The following is a 16,161-nucleotide window of genomic DNA, read 5'->3' as shown; positions in this document are numbered from 1 at the left end:
GACATGATTAGCCCCCTGCTACGCCGCTACACCTGGAACAGCGCCTGGCTTTATAACGTACGCATTTTTATTGCGCTCTGCGGCACGACGCTGTTTCCCTGGTGGATCGGCGAAGTCAAACTGACCATCCCCCTCACCCTCGGCGTCGTGGCCGCGGCGCTGACCGACCTTGATGACCGTCTGGCGGGCCGTCTGCGCAACCTCGCCATTACTCTGGTTTGCTTTTTTATCGCCTCCGCCTCCGTGGAGCTGCTGTTTCCGTGGCCGCCGCTGTTTGCCCTTGGTCTGACCGTGTCTACCATCGGCTTTATTTTGCTTGGCGGCCTAGGACAGCGCTATGCGACCATTGCCTTCGGCGCCCTGCTTATCGCCATCTACACCATGCTCGGCGTCACGCTGTACGATCACTGGTATCTGCAGCCGTTGTTCCTGCTGGCAGGAGCCGTGTGGTACAACCTGCTGACGTTGTCCGGCCATCTGATTTTTCCAATTCGTCCACTGCAGGACAACCTGGCGCGTAGCTATGAGCAACTGGCCCGCTATCTGGAGCTCAAATCCCGGCTGTTTGATCCAGACCTTGAGGATGAGAGCCAGGCGCCGCTGTACGATCTGGCCCTCGCCAACGGCCAACTGGTGGCGACCCTTAACCAAACCAAGGTATCACTGTTGACCCGACTACGAGGCGACCGGGGACAGCGTGGTACTCGTCGTACGCTGCAGTATTACTTTGTGGCCCAGGATATTCATGAACGCGCCAGCTCATCGCATATTCAGTACCAGACCCTGCGCGACCAGTTCCGCTACAGCGATGTGATGTTCCGTTTCCAGCGCATGCTTTCGATGCAGGCGCAGGCCTGCCAGAAACTCTCGCGGGCGATTCTGCTGCGCGAACCCTATCAGCATGATGCCCATTTCGAACGGGCGTTTATGCATCTCGATGCGGCACTTGAGCGCGTACGCGCCAGCGGCGCATCCGATGAGCAGCTCAACGCCCTTGGCTATTTACTCAATAACCTGCGCGCCATTGATGCTCAGCTGGCCACGATTGAATCGGTGCAAACCACCGCGCCCGCCGGGAGTAATACAGAGACGCTGCTGGCCGACGACAGGCTCGGCGGACTGAACGATATCTGGCTGCGCCTGCAGCGCAATATGTCGCCAGAGTCAGCCCTCTTTCGCCACGCGGTGCGTATGTCGCTGGTGCTCTGCGCCGGCTATGCCTTCATCCAGTTTACCGGTCTTCAGCACGGCTACTGGATCCTGCTGACCAGTTTGTTCGTCTGTCAGCCGAACTATAACGCCACCCGCCATCGTCTGGCGTTGCGGATCATCGGCACGCTGGTCGGGGTGGCGATCGGCCTGCCGGTCCTCCTGCTGGTACCGTCGGTTGAAGGGCAGCTGCTGCTGATCGTCCTCACCGGCGTGCTGTTCTTCGCCTTTCGTAACGTGCAGTACGCCCATGCCACCATGTTTATTACGCTGCTGGTGCTGCTGTGCTTTAACCTGCTTGGCGAAGGTTTTGAAGTCGCGCTGCCGCGCATCATTGATACGCTGATCGGCTGCGCCATCGCCTGGGCGGCGGTCAGCTTCATCTGGCCGGACTGGAAATTCCGCAACCTGCCGCGGGCGCTGGACCGGGCGCTAAACGCGAACTGCCGTTATCTGGATGCCATCCTGGAGCAGTACCACCAGGGCCGCGACAACCGGCTGGCCTACCGTGTCGCACGCCGTGACGCCTACAACCGCGATGCTGAGCTGGCTTCCGTCGTCTCGAACTTGTCGACGGAACCACGGGCGGATGCCGCCCAGCGCGAGACCGCCTTTCGCCTGCTGTGTCTCAATCATACCTTCACCAGCTACATTTCCGCTCTCGGCGCGCATCGGGAAAAACTGTCCACGCCGGACATCCTCGCCCTGCTCGATGATGCGGTCTGCTATGTGGATGATGCCCTGCATCATACCCCAGCGGATGAACAGCGGGTGCAGAAGGCGTTGACCAGCCTGCAAAGCCGGATCCACCATCTGGAGCCTCGCGCGGACAGTAAAGAGCCCCTGGTGCTACAGCAGATTGGCCTGCTGCTGGCGCTGTTGCCTGAAATCTGCCGCCTGCAGCAGCGGGTACACGCTCAAACGGAATAACCGTTGTCCATTAGCGCGCAGACGCCCATTCCAGAAGCTCCTGACGCCGTGGCGTCGGGAGCGCGGCGGCATGAACGCCAACGATAGCCCCCTCCAGCGCCAGCAAGACGTTGTGCGATAGGGAAGCATTGTTCTCGCGCAGCTTTAGCCAGGCCTGGCGGGCGCCCACCTCCCGTAGTGCTAACACGTCTGGAATGCCCGAGTGAATCAGCTGCAACTCCATATGAAAACTGATATTGGGTAAATCCTTCAGGCGTCCCGACGACCGGCGGCGATATTTTTCACGCTGGGCGCTCTGCCACGACATCAGCGACAAGCGGAAAAGCTGTTTCTCATCGCGCCACAAGGCATCGTCGATTTGATAATACTTTAGCGGCACGATGCGCCCGTGTCGGCGCAGCATCAATAAAGGATTATGGTGTTCTACCCGATAGGCAGCGCTCTGCTCGCAGGCCTTTAGATAAATATTCCCCTCTGCCACCATCGCAAACACGGTATCTTCGATAGCCAGGCTGTAGCCGCCAAACAGGGGGCGAGAGTGAAGTTGGCCCAGCGGAGAGACGCAGGCCTGAAATTGCGGGAGCCGCGGACATACGAGTTTTCTCATGATCATTCCTTTGTGAATCATGTAATTAAACTTAAGTTGTTAACGGATCCGCTAAGGGAAAACATAAGGGACTTCCCTGACAGCAGCAAGATGATTTTTGCCTGCTTTTCCACCAGAATGCGGTTTTGCGAGACGCTTTCAGAAAATTGCAGCTGTTGCTGCAACTGGCAGACAGGAGAAAAAGGATTAGCCGGTGTTAAGGATGGTGTTGCGAGTAGCCGCAAACCTGTACCGTCAGGATGGCTGAAAGCGATTAAATTTCCACCAGCAAAATGACAAATTGCGGTTGATCTTTTCCCCTGGCGGATATACTGTATATGCATACAGTAACTACAGGCGGGATAGACTATGTTTACTTCAGCTCATGCAAACCGTTCAGCACAGGCCTCTGCTCCGGCAGCCCACTACGCTCATCGTTCTGGCGAACAGGCCGCCAATGGGCTGATCAGTGAAATTGTCTATCGTGAAGATCAACCCATGATGACACAGTTGTTGTTGCTACCTTTATTACAGCAGTTGGGTCAACAGTCTCGCTGGCAGCTGTGGCTTACGCCGCAACAAAAGCTTAGCCGCGAGTGGGTTCAGTCCGCCGGTCTGCCGCTGTCTAAGGTCATGCAAATTAGCCAGCTCTCCCCCAGTCACACTTTAGACTCGATGATCCGCGCCCTGCGTACCGGTAACTATAGTGTGGTTATCTGCTGGCTGGCGGAGGAGTTAACCGCTGACGAACATGAGCGTCTGGTGCATGCAGCCCAGGAAGGCTGCGCGATGGGATTCATCATGCGCCCGGTCCGAAATCAGGGCACGCTCGGCAGACAACTCAGCGGGCTAAAAATTCACTCAAATTTGTATCATTGAGTGAAATTAGGATTATTCCTGGAATTTTTTTTACCGGTAGTAATGGCACAGCGTTTTTTAAGGTCTTTTTCGCGGAATGCCTGCCACACGGGCATTTGTGCCTTTTTTTCGTGTACGAAAATCAACCATATTTGTTAAATATTGTGTACACAACCCTTTTTTTTCATATGCCTGACAGAGTTCACACTTGTAAGTTTCGAACTAAGTTGTAGACTTTACATCGCCAGGGGTGATCGGCTTACGCTGCATGTATCAGCATAGTTAACAACAAGTCACGCCCCCGGTGAAGGATTTAACCGTGAGGTCTTTTGTAACTTCATGGCGAATTTTGGATGATAATGAGGCGCAAAAAATGAAAAAGACAGCTATCGCGATTGCAGTGGCACTGGCTGGCTTCGCTACCGTAGCGCAGGCCGCTCCGAAAGATAACACCTGGTATGCAGGTGGTAAACTGGGTTGGTCCCAGTATCACGACACCGGTTTCTACGGTAACGGTTTCCAGGGCAACAATGGTCCGACCCGTAACGATCAGCTCGGTGCTGGTGCGTTCGGTGGTTACCAGGTTAACCCGTACCTCGGTTTCGAAATGGGTTACGACTGGCTGGGCCGTATGGCATATAAAGGCAGCGTTGACAACGGTGCTTTCAAAGCTCAGGGCGTTCAGCTGACCGCTAAACTGGGTTACCCGATCACTGACGATCTGGACATCTACACCCGTCTGGGCGGCATGGTTTGGCGCGCTGACTCCAAAGGCAACTACGCTTCTACCGGCGTTTCCCGTAGCGAACACGACACTGGCGTTTCCCCAGTATTTGCTGGTGGCGTAGAGTGGGCTGTTACTCGTGACATCGCTACCCGTCTGGAATACCAGTGGGTTAACAACATCGGCGACGCGGGCACTGTGGGTACCCGTCCTGATAACGGCATGCTGAGCCTGGGCGTTTCCTACCGTTTCGGTCAGGAAGATGCTGCACCGGTTGTAGCTCCGGCTCCGGCTCCGGCTCCGGAAGTGGCGACCAAGCACTTCACCCTGAAGTCTGACGTACTGTTCAACTTCAACAAAGCAACCCTGAAACCGGAAGGTCAGCAGGCTCTGGATCAGCTGTACACCCAGCTGAGCAACATGGATCCGAAAGACGGTTCCGCTGTTGTTCTGGGCTACACCGACCGCATCGGTTCCGAAGCTTACAACCAGCAGCTGTCTGAGAAACGTGCTCAGTCCGTTGTTGACTACCTGGTTGCTAAAGGCATCCCGGCTGGCAAAATCTCCGCTCGCGGCATGGGTGAATCCAACCCGGTTACTGGCAACACCTGTGACAACGTGAAAGCTCGCGCTGCCCTGATCGACTGCCTGGCTCCGGATCGTCGTGTAGAGATCGAAGTTAAAGGCTACAAAGAAGTTGTAACTCAGCCTGCGGCTTAAGTTATAACTGATGAAAAAACCCGCTTCGGCGGGTTTTTTTATGTCTTCTCGCTCGCTTTAGCGGCTAAAAGCTGAAGGCCGTAAGAGGCGGATGGTAGCCTGTGTGGCGCGACCTGCGCCTTAGTCACCACTGAACGGGCAGCCCGCTACTCCTTACCTAACAGTACCTGCAGATCGTGCTTCAGGCTCGACATTTTGCTGGCATACTTCTCTTTATGCTCAGCATCCTCAATCAGCTGGACGATGGTTTCAGACAAGGTTTTCCCTCGCCTCTGCGCCAGACCGGCAAGGCGCTGCCAGACGACAAACTCAAGGTCGATCGACTTCTTACGCGTATGCTGATGCTCGGCGTTAAAATGGCGTTTCCGTCGCGCACGGATGGTCTGTTTCATGCGGTTCATCAGCGCCGGATTCATATGCTGCTCAATCCAGGCATGCACCAGCACAGGTTCATTCTCGAGCGTCAGCAAGTCATCTACCGCAGCTTGCGCAGCGCTGGCCTCAATGTAGCGGGTAATCAGCTCACCTTCCCGGTGCTTCTTTACCAGATATTTCCATTTCCAGCCGCTTTCAAGATTTTCCAGTTGTTGATATTTCATTGCGATCTCAATGTGACCGTGTAACTCATTTCAGGATATCAGTTTTTTCCTGATGTGCTGAATATAAATCATTATTCGTGATGTGGATGGCCGGGTAATCATCGGGGTAGCCATAATCCTCCGTGTGCTCAGACGCGGCATCAGGTATAATTGCGCGCTTTACATCTAACTAAAAAACAGCGACTTTGACCATTACGAAACTGACCCGAACCGACCTTGCGCCTGATCTGGAACCTTACCAGGCGCTGTTTGCTCAAGCTGAACTCTCTCATCCGGCCCCCTCCCTCTCGGGCGATCTGCAGCCGCGGTTGTTCTATGCGCTTGAGCAGCTGCTGTACACCCCGGCAGTCTCCTCCTTCATGTTGGTGAAAGCCCCTGAGGAGCCGGAATATCTGCAATGGCTGGCGGCTGAAACTCGCACGCTGCACGAGCCTGCCGCACCGCTTCACGGAGTTCGCTATGAGGTTAACGGCCCTCACGTGACGCTCACGCCGGCGCAACGCGCTGAAGATAATTTTGCCAGTACCGCTCCGGTCGTGGCGGCCGATTGGCTGGAGGCGGAACAGCTGTTTGGCTGCGTACGCCAGTTTAACGGTGAAATCACACTCCAGCCAGGCCTGGTCCATCAGGCCAACGGCGGCGTGCTGGTGCTCTCACTACGCGCATTACTGGCGCAACCGCTGCTGTGGATGCGCCTGAAAAATATGGTGACCCGTCAGCGCTTTGACTGGCTCTCCATTGATGAATCACGGCCGCTGCCGGTCAGCATCCCTTCCATGCCGCTGAGCCTGAAAGTCATGCTGGTGGGCGAACGCGAATCGCTGGCCGATTTCCAGGAAATGGAGCCAGAGCTCTCTGCCCAGGCTATCTATAGCGAGTATGAAGACACCCTGCAGTTTGCGGACGCCGATACGCTGAAGGCCTGGTGCCAGTGGGTATGGCAGAATGCGCAGCAGCTGGAGCTACCGGGCCCGGCGAGCGATGCCTGGCCACTGCTGATCGATGAAGGGACGCGCTACACCGGCGACCAGGAGACCCTGCCGCTCAGCCCGCTATGGATAGCCCGCCAGCTGCGTGAGTCTGCCGCCTTCTGCGAAGGCGAAGAGATTACCGGCGAAGCGATGCAGACGATGCTGGCGCGCCGGGAGTGGCGTGAAGGCTACCTGGCGGAGCGTATGCAGGATGAAATCCTGCAGGAACAGATCCTGATTGAAACCGAAGGCGAATGCGTCGGGCAGATCAACGCCCTCTCGGTCATTGAATTCCCCGGTCATCCACGCGCCTTCGGCGAACCTTCGCGCATCAGCTGCGTCGTGCACATTGGCGACGGCGAGTTTATCGACGTCGAACGCAAAGCCGAGCTGGGCGGCAACATCCATGCGAAAGGCATGATGATCATGCAGGCTTTTCTGATGTCCGAGCTGGAGCTGGAGCAACAACTCCCCTTCTCCGCTTCGCTGACCTTTGAACAGTCCTACAGTGAAGTGGATGGCGACAGCGCCTCCATGGCGGAACTCTGCGCCTTAATCAGCGCGCTGGCCAACGTGCCGATTAATCAGAGCATCGCGATCACCGGCTCCGTCGACCAGTTTGGTCGTGTGCAGCCGGTCGGCGGACTGAATGAAAAAATTGAAGGTTTCTTCACAATCTGTCAGCAGCGCGGTCTCACCGGAAAACAGGGCGTGATTATCCCTGCCGCCAACGTTCGCCACCTTAGTCTGACCCACGAGCTGCGTCAGGCCGTTGCCGACAATCAGTTTGCTATCTGGGCAATAGACGATATTACCGAAGCGCTGCCGATGTTGACCCAGCTGATGTGGGACGGTGAAGGACAGACGCTGCGACAAACCATTCAGGAGCGGATAGCGCAGGCGACCCAGCAGGAGACTCGCCATCGTTTTCCGTGGCCGCTACGCTGGTTAGGTGGGACAAGTTCTAACTGATCGGACTTGTTCAGCTTACACGTGTTAGCTATCCTGCGTCCCGAACTTAAAATAAGGCTTACTGAAAACATGGTAGATAAACGCGAATCCTATACAAAAGAAGATCTTCTTGCCTCTGGTCGTGGTGAACTGTTCGGCGCGAAAGGCCCGCAGTTGCCGGCGCCAAACATGCTGATGATGGACCGCGTCATCAAAATGACCGAAACCGGTGGTAACTACGACAAAGGTTATGTTGAGGCCGAACTCGACATCAACCCGGACCTGTGGTTCTTCGGTTGCCACTTTATCGGCGATCCGGTGATGCCGGGCTGCCTGGGCCTGGATGCCATGTGGCAGCTGGTAGGTTTCTATCTCGGCTGGCTCGGCGGCGAAGGCAAAGGCCGTGCGCTGGGCGTTGGCGAAGTGAAATTCACGGGACAGGTTCTGCCGACCGCGAAAAAAGTGACCTACCGCATCCACTTCAAGCGCATCGTTAACCGTCGTCTGATTATGGGCCTTGCGGATGGAGAAGTGCTGGTTGACGATCGTCTGATCTACACCGCAAGCGATCTGAAAGTGGGTCTGTTCCAGGATACTTCCGCTTTCTGATAACGTTCAGCAGCGATTAAAAGGCGAAGCCCCCGCTATGCGGAGGCTTCTTTTTTAAAGAGACAGTGTCAGGCCGTTAGTACCCTGTCCTCCATGGCTTCTCGCCAGCCTCCCAGCCACCATGAGCGTTGATTCAAGCTCTGGTATGGACACATTTCTTTCGATCTTCCTGCGATACCCGCCTGATATCCGCGTTGATGTGCCCGTTCCAGGCGATCTCGTTTTTGTCTCTTCATGCCTCGTTTCCCTCATTCTTTGATCTGGTGGAAAAGAAAACAGTGGTCGCAAATTGTGCAGCCACGGGTTACGAATACCGCGAAATGAAGGCGACGTCAATGCGCAAAATTCACGCCATTGTCATATTTGTGACCTATATAAGAGTTCATTTTTTGTTCACCTGGCACACCGGCCGGTAACGAACTGACCTGACAAAAAAAAGCCGCGCGGCTCAGATGAACCGCGCGGCAGATCAGCGTGATGAATTTTACTTATGGCAGACGGTTAAGCTCGCTGGCAATGGCTGCCGCCTCCTGGCTCCACGCCTGCGCCAGGGTCTTGACCATCGCATCATATCCATCCTGATCCTGCTTAAGCACGATGTTAAACGGGCGCTTGATCAGCTGCCCCTGATGCTTCAGCAGCCACTCACCGCTGACGATAACCCGCCCGTCGTAGCGTCCGTGAAAGCCGTTGACCGCGACGTTGAGCGTATCCTGTTCGCTACCCAGCGGCTGGGATGACACTACCCAGCCCGGCAGCTGTTGGCTCAGGTTCGCCACCAGCGTGGTGCGTAGCTGCTGGTCCAGCGGGCTGGCCCACAGATTATTATTGGCGATCACATACTGTACGTCGGTGGTCTGGTAGACCACCCCGTTACCCGCCAGATAATCCGGGATGCTGACCTGCTCAACCCACAGCAGACGTGCCCCCTGGCTGGCGGCGCGCTGTGCGCCGCCCTGCGCCACCGGCAGCTGGTAATACGTTTTGCTTTCGCCGCCGCTACTGCATGCCGTCAGCACGCATACGGTTGCCGCGAGTAACCATTTTTTCATTATTTCGCTCCCTTCGGCTGTGGGTCTTTTTTATCCTTCGCCTCAAATACCAGCGCATTGCTCTTATCATTGAGCGTTTTCAGGACCGGCTGCAGCTCGCGCAGCACCTGATCCAGACGCTGCATATCGGCCACCATCTTATTGTAGGCCGCGGAGCCCGGCTGGAAGCCCTGCATGCTGCGGTTCAGCTCGCGCAGCGTCGTCTGCATATCGGCAGGCAACTGCTGCATCGACTGGCTGGAGGTGATCTTATTCAGACTATCCAGCGTGGTCTGCACGTGCTGCATGGTCTTCTCGCTCTGCGCCAGGGTGCTCGTCGCCTGCTCCAGCAACGGATTGAGCGGCAGGTTATTAATCTTATCCAGCGCATCCATCAGACGCTGCTGGATCTGCGCCAGACCACCGCTGATGGTCGGGATAATCGGATAGCCGTTAAACTCCTGCATTTTCCCGCGCGGCGGCGCCTTCGGATAGAAGTCGAGATCGATATACAGCGCGCCGGTCACCAGATTGCCGGTTTTCAGCGAGCCACGCAGTCCGCGGTTGATCAGATCGTCAATGTGGGCGCGAATATTCGGATCGCCGCCCAGCTGGTTAATCAGACGTTGCGGTTCAACCCGCACTTCCACCGGAATGCGATAGTCGTCGTTCAAACGCTGCTTCAGACCGGGGATGAAGAATGGCACTTTGCCGACGGTTCCCAGACGGATGCCGCGGAACTCCACCGGCGCGCCGGGCTGCAGGCCGCGAACTGAGTCTTTGAAGAACATCACATAGTCAATATGTTCGGTAAAGACCGAATCCTGGATGCTCTTCTGATCGTCAAACAGATGGTATTCCGTTTTATTCGCCACCGGCTCGCCGAGATCCAGTCCTTCCGGAATATCGAAGCTCACGCCGCCGCCAAACAGCGTCGACAGCGAGCCCATCTCGACGCGCATCCCCGCCGAGGTCAAATCGACAGCGATCCCACTGTCCTTCCAGAAGCGGACATTGGTGGTCACCAGGCGGTCATTGGGCGCATTGATGAACAACTGATAAGTGATACGACGTTTCTGGGTGTCGAAGGTGCTGGTTTCCACCGACCCCACGCGATAGCCGCGGAACAGTACCGGATCGCCCGGCGACAGCTGGCCCGCCTTGCTGCTCTCCAGCAGAATACGGATCCCCTTGGCGTCCGGCGAGGCCAGCGGCGGAGAATCAAGCAGCGGATACTGCTCCGGCACCGTACCTTTCGACCCCGGCTGCAGTTCAATATAGGCCCCGGACAATAATGTTCCCAGGCCACTGATCCCCTCGCGCCCTACCTGCGGTTTCACCACCCAGAAGACGGAATCGTTGTGCAGTAATTTCTGCATCCCGGAATTGAGGCGGGCTTTGATTTCCACGTGGGTTAAATCGTCGGTCAGCGTGGCGCTCTCCACCACCCCAACGTCCACGCTACGGCTCTTGATACGGGTTTTTCCCCCTTCAATCCCCTCCGCATTCGTGGTGATCAGCGTGACCTCAGGTCCCTGATGGCTGTAATGATAAAACAGGATCCACGCCCCGATCAGCGCAGTGACGATAGGGAAGATCCACACCGGTGACCAGTTCTTCACCTTCTGCACTTTCGCTTCTCCGCTCTTATTTTCCATGTTGTTGTCTTTCCTCATGGCTTGAATCTGGCTCACGATCCCACAGTAAACGGGGATCAAACGTCATGGCTGAAAACATGGTCATCACCACCACCAGCGCAAACATAACCGCGCCGATGGCGGGATAGATATTCATCAACCCTCCCATGCGCACCAGCGCAGAGAGTACGGCGATGACAAAAACATCAATCATTGACCAGCGGCCAACAAATTCCACCACTTCATAGATCAGATGCATGCGTTCCGAATCGCGCGCACCGTTGCCATTGGCATTCCAGCACAGCCAGGCGATAGCGATCATCTTTAGCGTCGGCACCATAATACTGGCAATAAAAATCACCAGCGCCACCGGATAAGACCCCTCGCTCCACAGTAAAATTACCCCGGCCATGATGGTTGACGGCATTTTATCGCCCAGCAGATCGGTGATCATGATCGGCATAATATTGGCGGGGAGATAGAGGATAAATGAGGTCACCAGCAGGGCCAGCGTCCACTGCAGGCTGTTTTTACGCCGCGCCGTTCCTTTACTATGACAGCGCGGGCAGACCGTCTGGTCGACGGGTAACACCGCCGTGCAGCAGGCGCAGGAGCGCAGCCCCTGGCGGATGCCGGCCACTCCGACCTTCAGCGGTTGGCTAATGGCTGGCATGGGGGCAATATCATCCCACAGCCAGCGGCGGTCGACGCACTGGAAAGTGCGTAACTGCAGCAGACAAAACATGCACCACGGAACAAAGCTCAGACCGATACCGATATCGCCATAGGCCATCAGCTTAACGAAGCTCACCAGCACGCCGGCAAGAAAGATCTCCGCCATTCCCCACGTCTTCAGGTGAAACAGAATTCGCGCCAGAAACGCTTTCAGGCCAGCGGGCATCCTGACCCGATTGACCAACAGTAGAATGGTGACCAGGCAAAAGGCCGGTACCAGTTGCACAAAGAGTAAAAAGAAGGTGCCGAGGCTGGCGTAATCCTCGGTAAATAACACATTGGGAATTTCCAACAGCTCTATTTCGCTGCTGATCCCGCCCACTTTCATGTAGATAAATGGAAACAGGTTGGCCAACAGCAGCATAAACAGCGCGACCAACGCGTAAGCCGTGGGACGCTGGCGAGGCGCGTCCCATGTGGTGGTTAACGTTGTACCGCAGCGCGGGCAAGCGGCTTTCTGGCGATGCTCCAGCTGCGGCAAAGCCACCAGCAAATCACATTGGGGACATAAAATATGTCGCGCAGCATGATGATGATCGCACATGACAACTCCTCGGCTCAGGCGCCGTTCTTTAATCCTTCGAGATATTCCCAGCGTTCAAAGGCTGCTTCCAGCGCCTGTTCCGCTTCGGCCAGCTTTGCCAGCACCTGCTGCGTGCGATCGTGCGGTTGTCCAAAGAAGTCGGGATCGGCAACCTGTTCCTGCAGCGTCTGCAGTTCGGCCTCGAGAGCTTCCAGCTTCTGCGGCAGCTGTTCCAGCTCGCGCTGCAGGTTATAGCTTAGTTTGTTCCCACCGCGTTTGACAGTTTCTGCTTTTGGCTGAGCGACTTCCATCGTTTTTTTCGCTGCCGGCTGCTTCTGCGCCAACGACTGGGCCTGCTGGCCGCGGGCATCGTGATAGCCGCCGATGTACTGGCCGATGCGACCGCCGCCTTCGAAGATCCAGCATTCGGTTACGGTGTTATCCACGAACTGACGATCGTGGCTTACCAGCATCACGGTGCCCTGATAGCCATCGATCAGCTCTTCCAGCAGCTCCAGCGTTTCGACATCCAGGTCGTTTGTCGGTTCATCGAGAATCAATAAGTTGCTGGGTTTCAGGAACAGACGCGCCAGCAGCAGGCGGTTACGTTCCCCGCCGGAGAGCGCGCGCACCGGGGTCATCGCCCGTTTGGGATGGAACAGGAAGTCCTGCAGGTAGCCCAGCACATGGCGCGGCTTACCGTTAACCATCACCTCTTGCTTACCTTCCGCGAGGTTATCCATCACCGTCCGATCCGGATCCAGCTCTGCGCGGTGCTGGTCGAAGTAGGCGACTTCCAGTTTAGTGCCGACGTGGATCCGCCCGCTGTCGGCCTGCAGCTGGCCAAGCATCAGCTTCAGCAGCGTGGTTTTCCCGCAGCCGTTGGGGCCAATCAGGGCAATCTTGTCGCCGCGCTGGATCTGCGCGGAGAAATCTTTCACCAGCACTTTGCCATCAACCTGGTAGTTGACGTTCTCCATTTCGAACACGATTTTGCCGGAGCGCGAAGCCTCTTCAACCTGCATTCTGGCGCTGCCCATCACTTCCCGGCGCTCCCCGCGCTCGCGACGCATCGCCTTCAGGGCGCGAACGCGGCCTTCGTTACGCGTGCGGCGCGCTTTGATCCCCTGGCGGATCCATACCTCTTCCTGGGCCAGCTTGCGGTCGAATTCCGCATTCTGCAGCTCTTCAACCCGCAGGGCTTCCTCTTTATCCAGCAGATACTGATCGTAATCGCCCGGGTAGGTCACCAGCTTGCCGCGATCGAGGTCGACGATGCGCGTCGCCATATTGCGGATAAAGGAGCGGTCGTGCGAAATAAAGATAATGGTGCCTTTAAAGGTTTTGAGGAACCCTTCCAGCCAGTCGATGGTTTCGATATCCAGGTGGTTGGTGGGTTCATCGAGCAGCAGCACGCGCGGCCCGCTGACCAGCGCGCGGCCCAGCGCCGCTTTACGCAGCCAGCCGCCGGACAGGGATGCCAGCTGCGCGTTGGCGTCGAGACCAAGCTGCTCAATCACTTCATTAATGCGGCTGTCCAGCTGCCACAGCCCCAGGTTATCGAGCTGCTCCTGCAGGCGCGCCAGTTCATTTAAATTTTTGTCGCTCGGATCGGTCATGACCTGATGCGACACGTCATGATAGGCCTTCAGGTAGGCCGCCTGCTCGGCGATGCCTTCCGCGACAAAATCGTACACTGTACCGGCGACATTGCGCGGCGGATCCTGCTGCAGACGCGCCACAATCAGATCCTGTTCATAAATAATGCGCCCGTCATCCAGCCCCTGCTCGCGGTTGAGGATCTTCATCAGGGTCGATTTACCGGCGCCGTTGCGTCCGACGAGGCAGACGCGTTCGTTATCTTCGATATGCAGCTCGGCATTATCCAGCAGCGGCGCATCGCTGAAGGAAAGCCAGGCGCCGTGCATACTAATCAGTGACATTCTTTATTCCTTTCAGGCTGCGGTAATCAGCCAGCAGTTGTGGATCTGACGGTTGCGGGCAAAATCCTGCGACAGCGTTTTTTGCGAAATTTCTTGCGCCTTCAGGCCAAGCGCCGCCAGCCCGTCATGATCCATACGGAAACCGCGTTTGTTATTCGAGAACATAATGGTGCCGCCTTTACGCAGCAGACGTTTCAGATCGGTCATCAGGCGAATGTGATCGCGCTGGACGTCGAAAGCATCTTCCATTCGTTTGGAGTTGGAGAAGGTCGGCGGATCGATAAAGATCAGATCGAACTGCTCGGTGCTCTCCCGCAGCCAGCCCAGCACGTCCGCCTGCATCAGGCGATGCGCGCGGCCGGTCAGGCCATTGAGACGCAGGTTGCGTTCCGCCCACTCCAGATAGGTGCGCGACATATCGACCGTGGTGGTGGAGCGCGCGCCGCCGAGACCGGCGTGGACGCTGGCGCTGCCGGTATAGGAGAACAGATTCAGGAAGTCCTTGCCTTTGCTCATCTGGCCGAGCATACGGCGGGCGATACGGTGGTCGAGGAACAGACCGGTATCCAGGTAGTCGGTGAGGTTGACCCACAGGCGCGCGTTGTACTCCTGCACCTCGATAAAGTCGCCCTTCTCCGCCATCTTCTGGTACTGGTTTTTCCCCTTCTGCCGCTCGCGGGTCTTCAGCACCAGCTTGTTAGGCGCCATGTCCAGTACGGCGATGGTCGCGGCGATAATATCGAACAGGCGCTGGCGCGCTTTGTGCGCATCGACGGTTTTCGGCGGGGCATATTCCTGGACCACCACCCAGTCGGCGTAGCGGTCGATGGCCACGTTGTATTCCGGCAGGTCAGCATCGTACAGGCGATAGCATTCAATGCCTTCCTGACGGGCCCATTTTTCAAACTTCTTCAGGTTCTTACGCAGACGGTTAGCAAAATCTTCCGCCAGCATCGCCGGCTTGCCGCCTTCGCTCTCCGCCAGGTGATAATTCTTCTGTACGCAGTCCAGCGGGCCGTTCTTGGCTTTAAACTGTTTGTCGGCGCGCAGCTGCAGGCAGCTTAACAGCTCCGGCGAGGCGCTGAACACCGACAGGTTCCAGCCGCCAAACTGACTTTTCATGATCCGGCCCAGCAGGCTGTGCAGGGCGATCAGCGCCGGCTCGCTTTCCAGACGCTCGCCGTACGGCGGGTTGCTGATCACGGTGCCGTACGGGCCTTTCGGTAGCGGATTATTCAGCTGGGCGACGTCTTTGACTTCAAAATCGATCAGCTCGCCGATGCCGGCCCGACGGGCGTTGCGACGGGCGCGGTCAATGACGCGTTCGTCGACATCGGAGCCATAGAAGCGTGACCCATATGCCGCCAGCCCCTGACGGGCGCGCGTTTGCGCTTCCGCTTTCACTTCTTTCCAGATGGCGTCGTCGTGCTGCGCCCAGCCGCCAAAGCCCCAGTGGCCGCGGTGCAGGCCCGGCGCGCGGTCGGTCGCCAGCATCGCCGCCTCAATCAGCAGGGTACCGGAGCCGCACATCGGATCGAGGAGCGGGGTGCCCGGCACCCAGCCGGAACGCATCACGATCGCCGCCGCGAGGTTTTCTTTGATCGGCGCCATACCGGTGCCATCGCGGTAGCCGCGCAGGTGCAGGCCTTCGCCGCTCAGATCCAGCGAGATGTGCGCCGTCTCTTTGTTCAGCCAGACGTTGATCCGCAGATCGGGCGACTCACGATCGACGTTCGGGCGCGGCAGGTTCTTACGGGTGAAGCTGTCGACAATGGCGTCTTTGACCTTCAGCGCACCGTACTGGCTGTTGCGGATCTCCTCATTGAGACCGCTAAAATGCACCGCGAAGGTGGCGCCAGGGTTGAACATCTCCGTCCACGGAATGGCCTGTACGCCGAGGTACAGATCCAGATCGCTGTATACGCGACACTCGCCCAGCGGCAGCATGATGCGCGAAGCCAGCCGGCTCCACATCAGGCTTTGATACAGCAGGCGCGTATCCCCCTGAAAATGGACCCCGCCCTGGACTACCTGGCAGTCCGTCGCGCCAAGCCCTTCCAGTTCAGTTTTTAACAGCTCTTCCAGCCCACGAGCCGTACTGGCAAACAGAGAATTCATATCGTCACTTTTACTTA

The 16,161-nt window shown here is 57.0% G+C and carries 14 protein-coding genes; 5 read left to right on the top strand and 9 right to left on the bottom strand.

Annotated elements, in window-relative coordinates:
- The first annotated feature begins 3 nt into the window (after nucleotides 1–3).
- Nucleotides 4–2,139 carry a YccS family putative transporter gene (gene yccS / locus ACLH1U_RS15740; protein WP_023289054.1) on the top strand — a complete coding sequence of 712 codons (2,136 nt, stop codon included), beginning with the start codon at nucleotides 4–6 and terminating at the stop codon, nucleotides 2,137–2,139.
- 10 nt (nucleotides 2,140–2,149) lie between these two features.
- Here the strand turns inward: yccS and ACLH1U_RS15735 are convergent, their stop codons facing one another.
- Nucleotides 2,150–2,746 (bottom strand): TfoX/Sxy family DNA transformation protein, encoded by a 597-nt coding sequence (locus ACLH1U_RS15735; protein WP_023289053.1) that lies wholly within the window; start codon nucleotides 2,744–2,746, stop codon nucleotides 2,150–2,152.
- A 17-nt stretch (nucleotides 2,747–2,763) separates the two neighbouring features.
- Nucleotides 2,764–3,069, bottom strand: coding sequence for a hypothetical protein (locus ACLH1U_RS15730; RefSeq protein WP_158238131.1), 306 nt, complete (start codon nucleotides 3,067–3,069; stop codon nucleotides 2,764–2,766).
- 25 nt (nucleotides 3,070–3,094) lie between these two features.
- Between ACLH1U_RS15730 and sulA the strand changes: the two genes are divergently transcribed.
- Together sulA and ompA are read left to right on the top strand one after the other, a co-directional pair.
- Entirely contained in the window at nucleotides 3,095–3,604 is a 510-nt protein-coding gene (gene sulA, locus ACLH1U_RS15725; RefSeq protein WP_023289052.1) for an SOS-induced cell division inhibitor SulA, read from the top strand.
- 352 nt (nucleotides 3,605–3,956) lie between these two features.
- Nucleotides 3,957–5,027, top strand: coding sequence for a porin OmpA (gene ompA / locus ACLH1U_RS15720; protein ID WP_044521956.1), 1,071 nt, complete (start codon nucleotides 3,957–3,959; stop codon nucleotides 5,025–5,027).
- A gap of 146 nt (nucleotides 5,028–5,173) precedes the next feature.
- On the opposite strand, the gene matP is transcribed toward ompA, so the two are convergent.
- On the bottom strand, nucleotides 5,174–5,626 hold the full coding sequence (gene matP / locus ACLH1U_RS15715; protein WP_002898404.1) for a macrodomain Ter protein MatP: 453 nt from the start codon (nucleotides 5,624–5,626) through the stop codon (nucleotides 5,174–5,176).
- 185 nt (nucleotides 5,627–5,811) lie between these two features.
- On the opposite strand from matP, the gene ACLH1U_RS15710 reads away from it, so the two are divergent.
- Together ACLH1U_RS15710 and fabA are read left to right on the top strand one after the other, a co-directional pair.
- Nucleotides 5,812–7,569 (top strand): Lon protease family protein, encoded by a 1,758-nt coding sequence (locus tag ACLH1U_RS15710; protein ID WP_064155426.1) that lies wholly within the window; start codon nucleotides 5,812–5,814, stop codon nucleotides 7,567–7,569.
- A gap of 69 nt (nucleotides 7,570–7,638) precedes the next feature.
- Entirely contained in the window at nucleotides 7,639–8,157 is a 519-nt protein-coding gene (fabA, locus tag ACLH1U_RS15705; RefSeq protein WP_004201428.1) for a bifunctional 3-hydroxydecanoyl-ACP dehydratase/trans-2-decenoyl-ACP isomerase, read from the top strand.
- A gap of 68 nt (nucleotides 8,158–8,225) precedes the next feature.
- Here fabA and rmf read toward each other — a convergent pair whose 3' ends face one another.
- The 6 genes from rmf to rlmKL form a co-directional block, all read right to left on the bottom strand.
- Complete coding sequence (gene rmf / locus ACLH1U_RS15700; protein WP_002898396.1) at nucleotides 8,226–8,393, bottom strand: ribosome modulation factor; 168 nt, start codon at nucleotides 8,391–8,393, stop codon at nucleotides 8,226–8,228.
- A gap of 252 nt (nucleotides 8,394–8,645) precedes the next feature.
- A complete protein-coding gene (gene pqiC, locus ACLH1U_RS15695) occupies nucleotides 8,646–9,209 on the bottom strand; it encodes a membrane integrity-associated transporter subunit PqiC (protein ID WP_032455285.1) in 564 nt (187 codons plus the stop codon).
- A complete protein-coding gene (pqiB, locus tag ACLH1U_RS15690; protein WP_032455284.1) occupies nucleotides 9,209–10,846 on the bottom strand; it encodes an intermembrane transport protein PqiB in 1,638 nt (545 codons plus the stop codon). Before pqiB ends, pqiC begins: the two co-directional genes overlap by 1 nt.
- Nucleotides 10,836–12,104: a membrane integrity-associated transporter subunit PqiA gene (pqiA, locus tag ACLH1U_RS15685; protein WP_023289047.1), complete on the bottom strand. Its 1,269-nt coding sequence runs from the start codon at nucleotides 12,102–12,104 to the stop codon at nucleotides 10,836–10,838. Before pqiA ends, pqiB begins: the two co-directional genes overlap by 11 nt.
- Before the next feature lie 14 nt (nucleotides 12,105–12,118).
- Entirely contained in the window at nucleotides 12,119–14,026 is a 1,908-nt protein-coding gene (locus tag ACLH1U_RS15680; RefSeq protein WP_023289046.1) for an ABC transporter ATP-binding protein, read from the bottom strand.
- Nucleotides 14,027–14,038: 12 nt separating this feature from the next.
- Entirely contained in the window at nucleotides 14,039–16,144 is a 2,106-nt protein-coding gene (gene rlmKL / locus ACLH1U_RS15675; protein ID WP_023289045.1) for a bifunctional 23S rRNA (guanine(2069)-N(7))-methyltransferase RlmK/23S rRNA (guanine(2445)-N(2))-methyltransferase RlmL, read from the bottom strand.
- Nucleotides 16,145–16,161 lie beyond the last annotated feature (17 nt).

This window comes from Klebsiella sp. 1SOBk5mer (assembly GCF_046603115.1).
GTDB classification, from domain to species: domain Bacteria; phylum Pseudomonadota; class Gammaproteobacteria; order Enterobacterales; family Enterobacteriaceae; genus Klebsiella; species Klebsiella quasipneumoniae.
The sequence above is the reverse complement of the archived record's forward strand: the minus strand, read 5'-3'. Positions and strand labels throughout refer to the sequence as shown.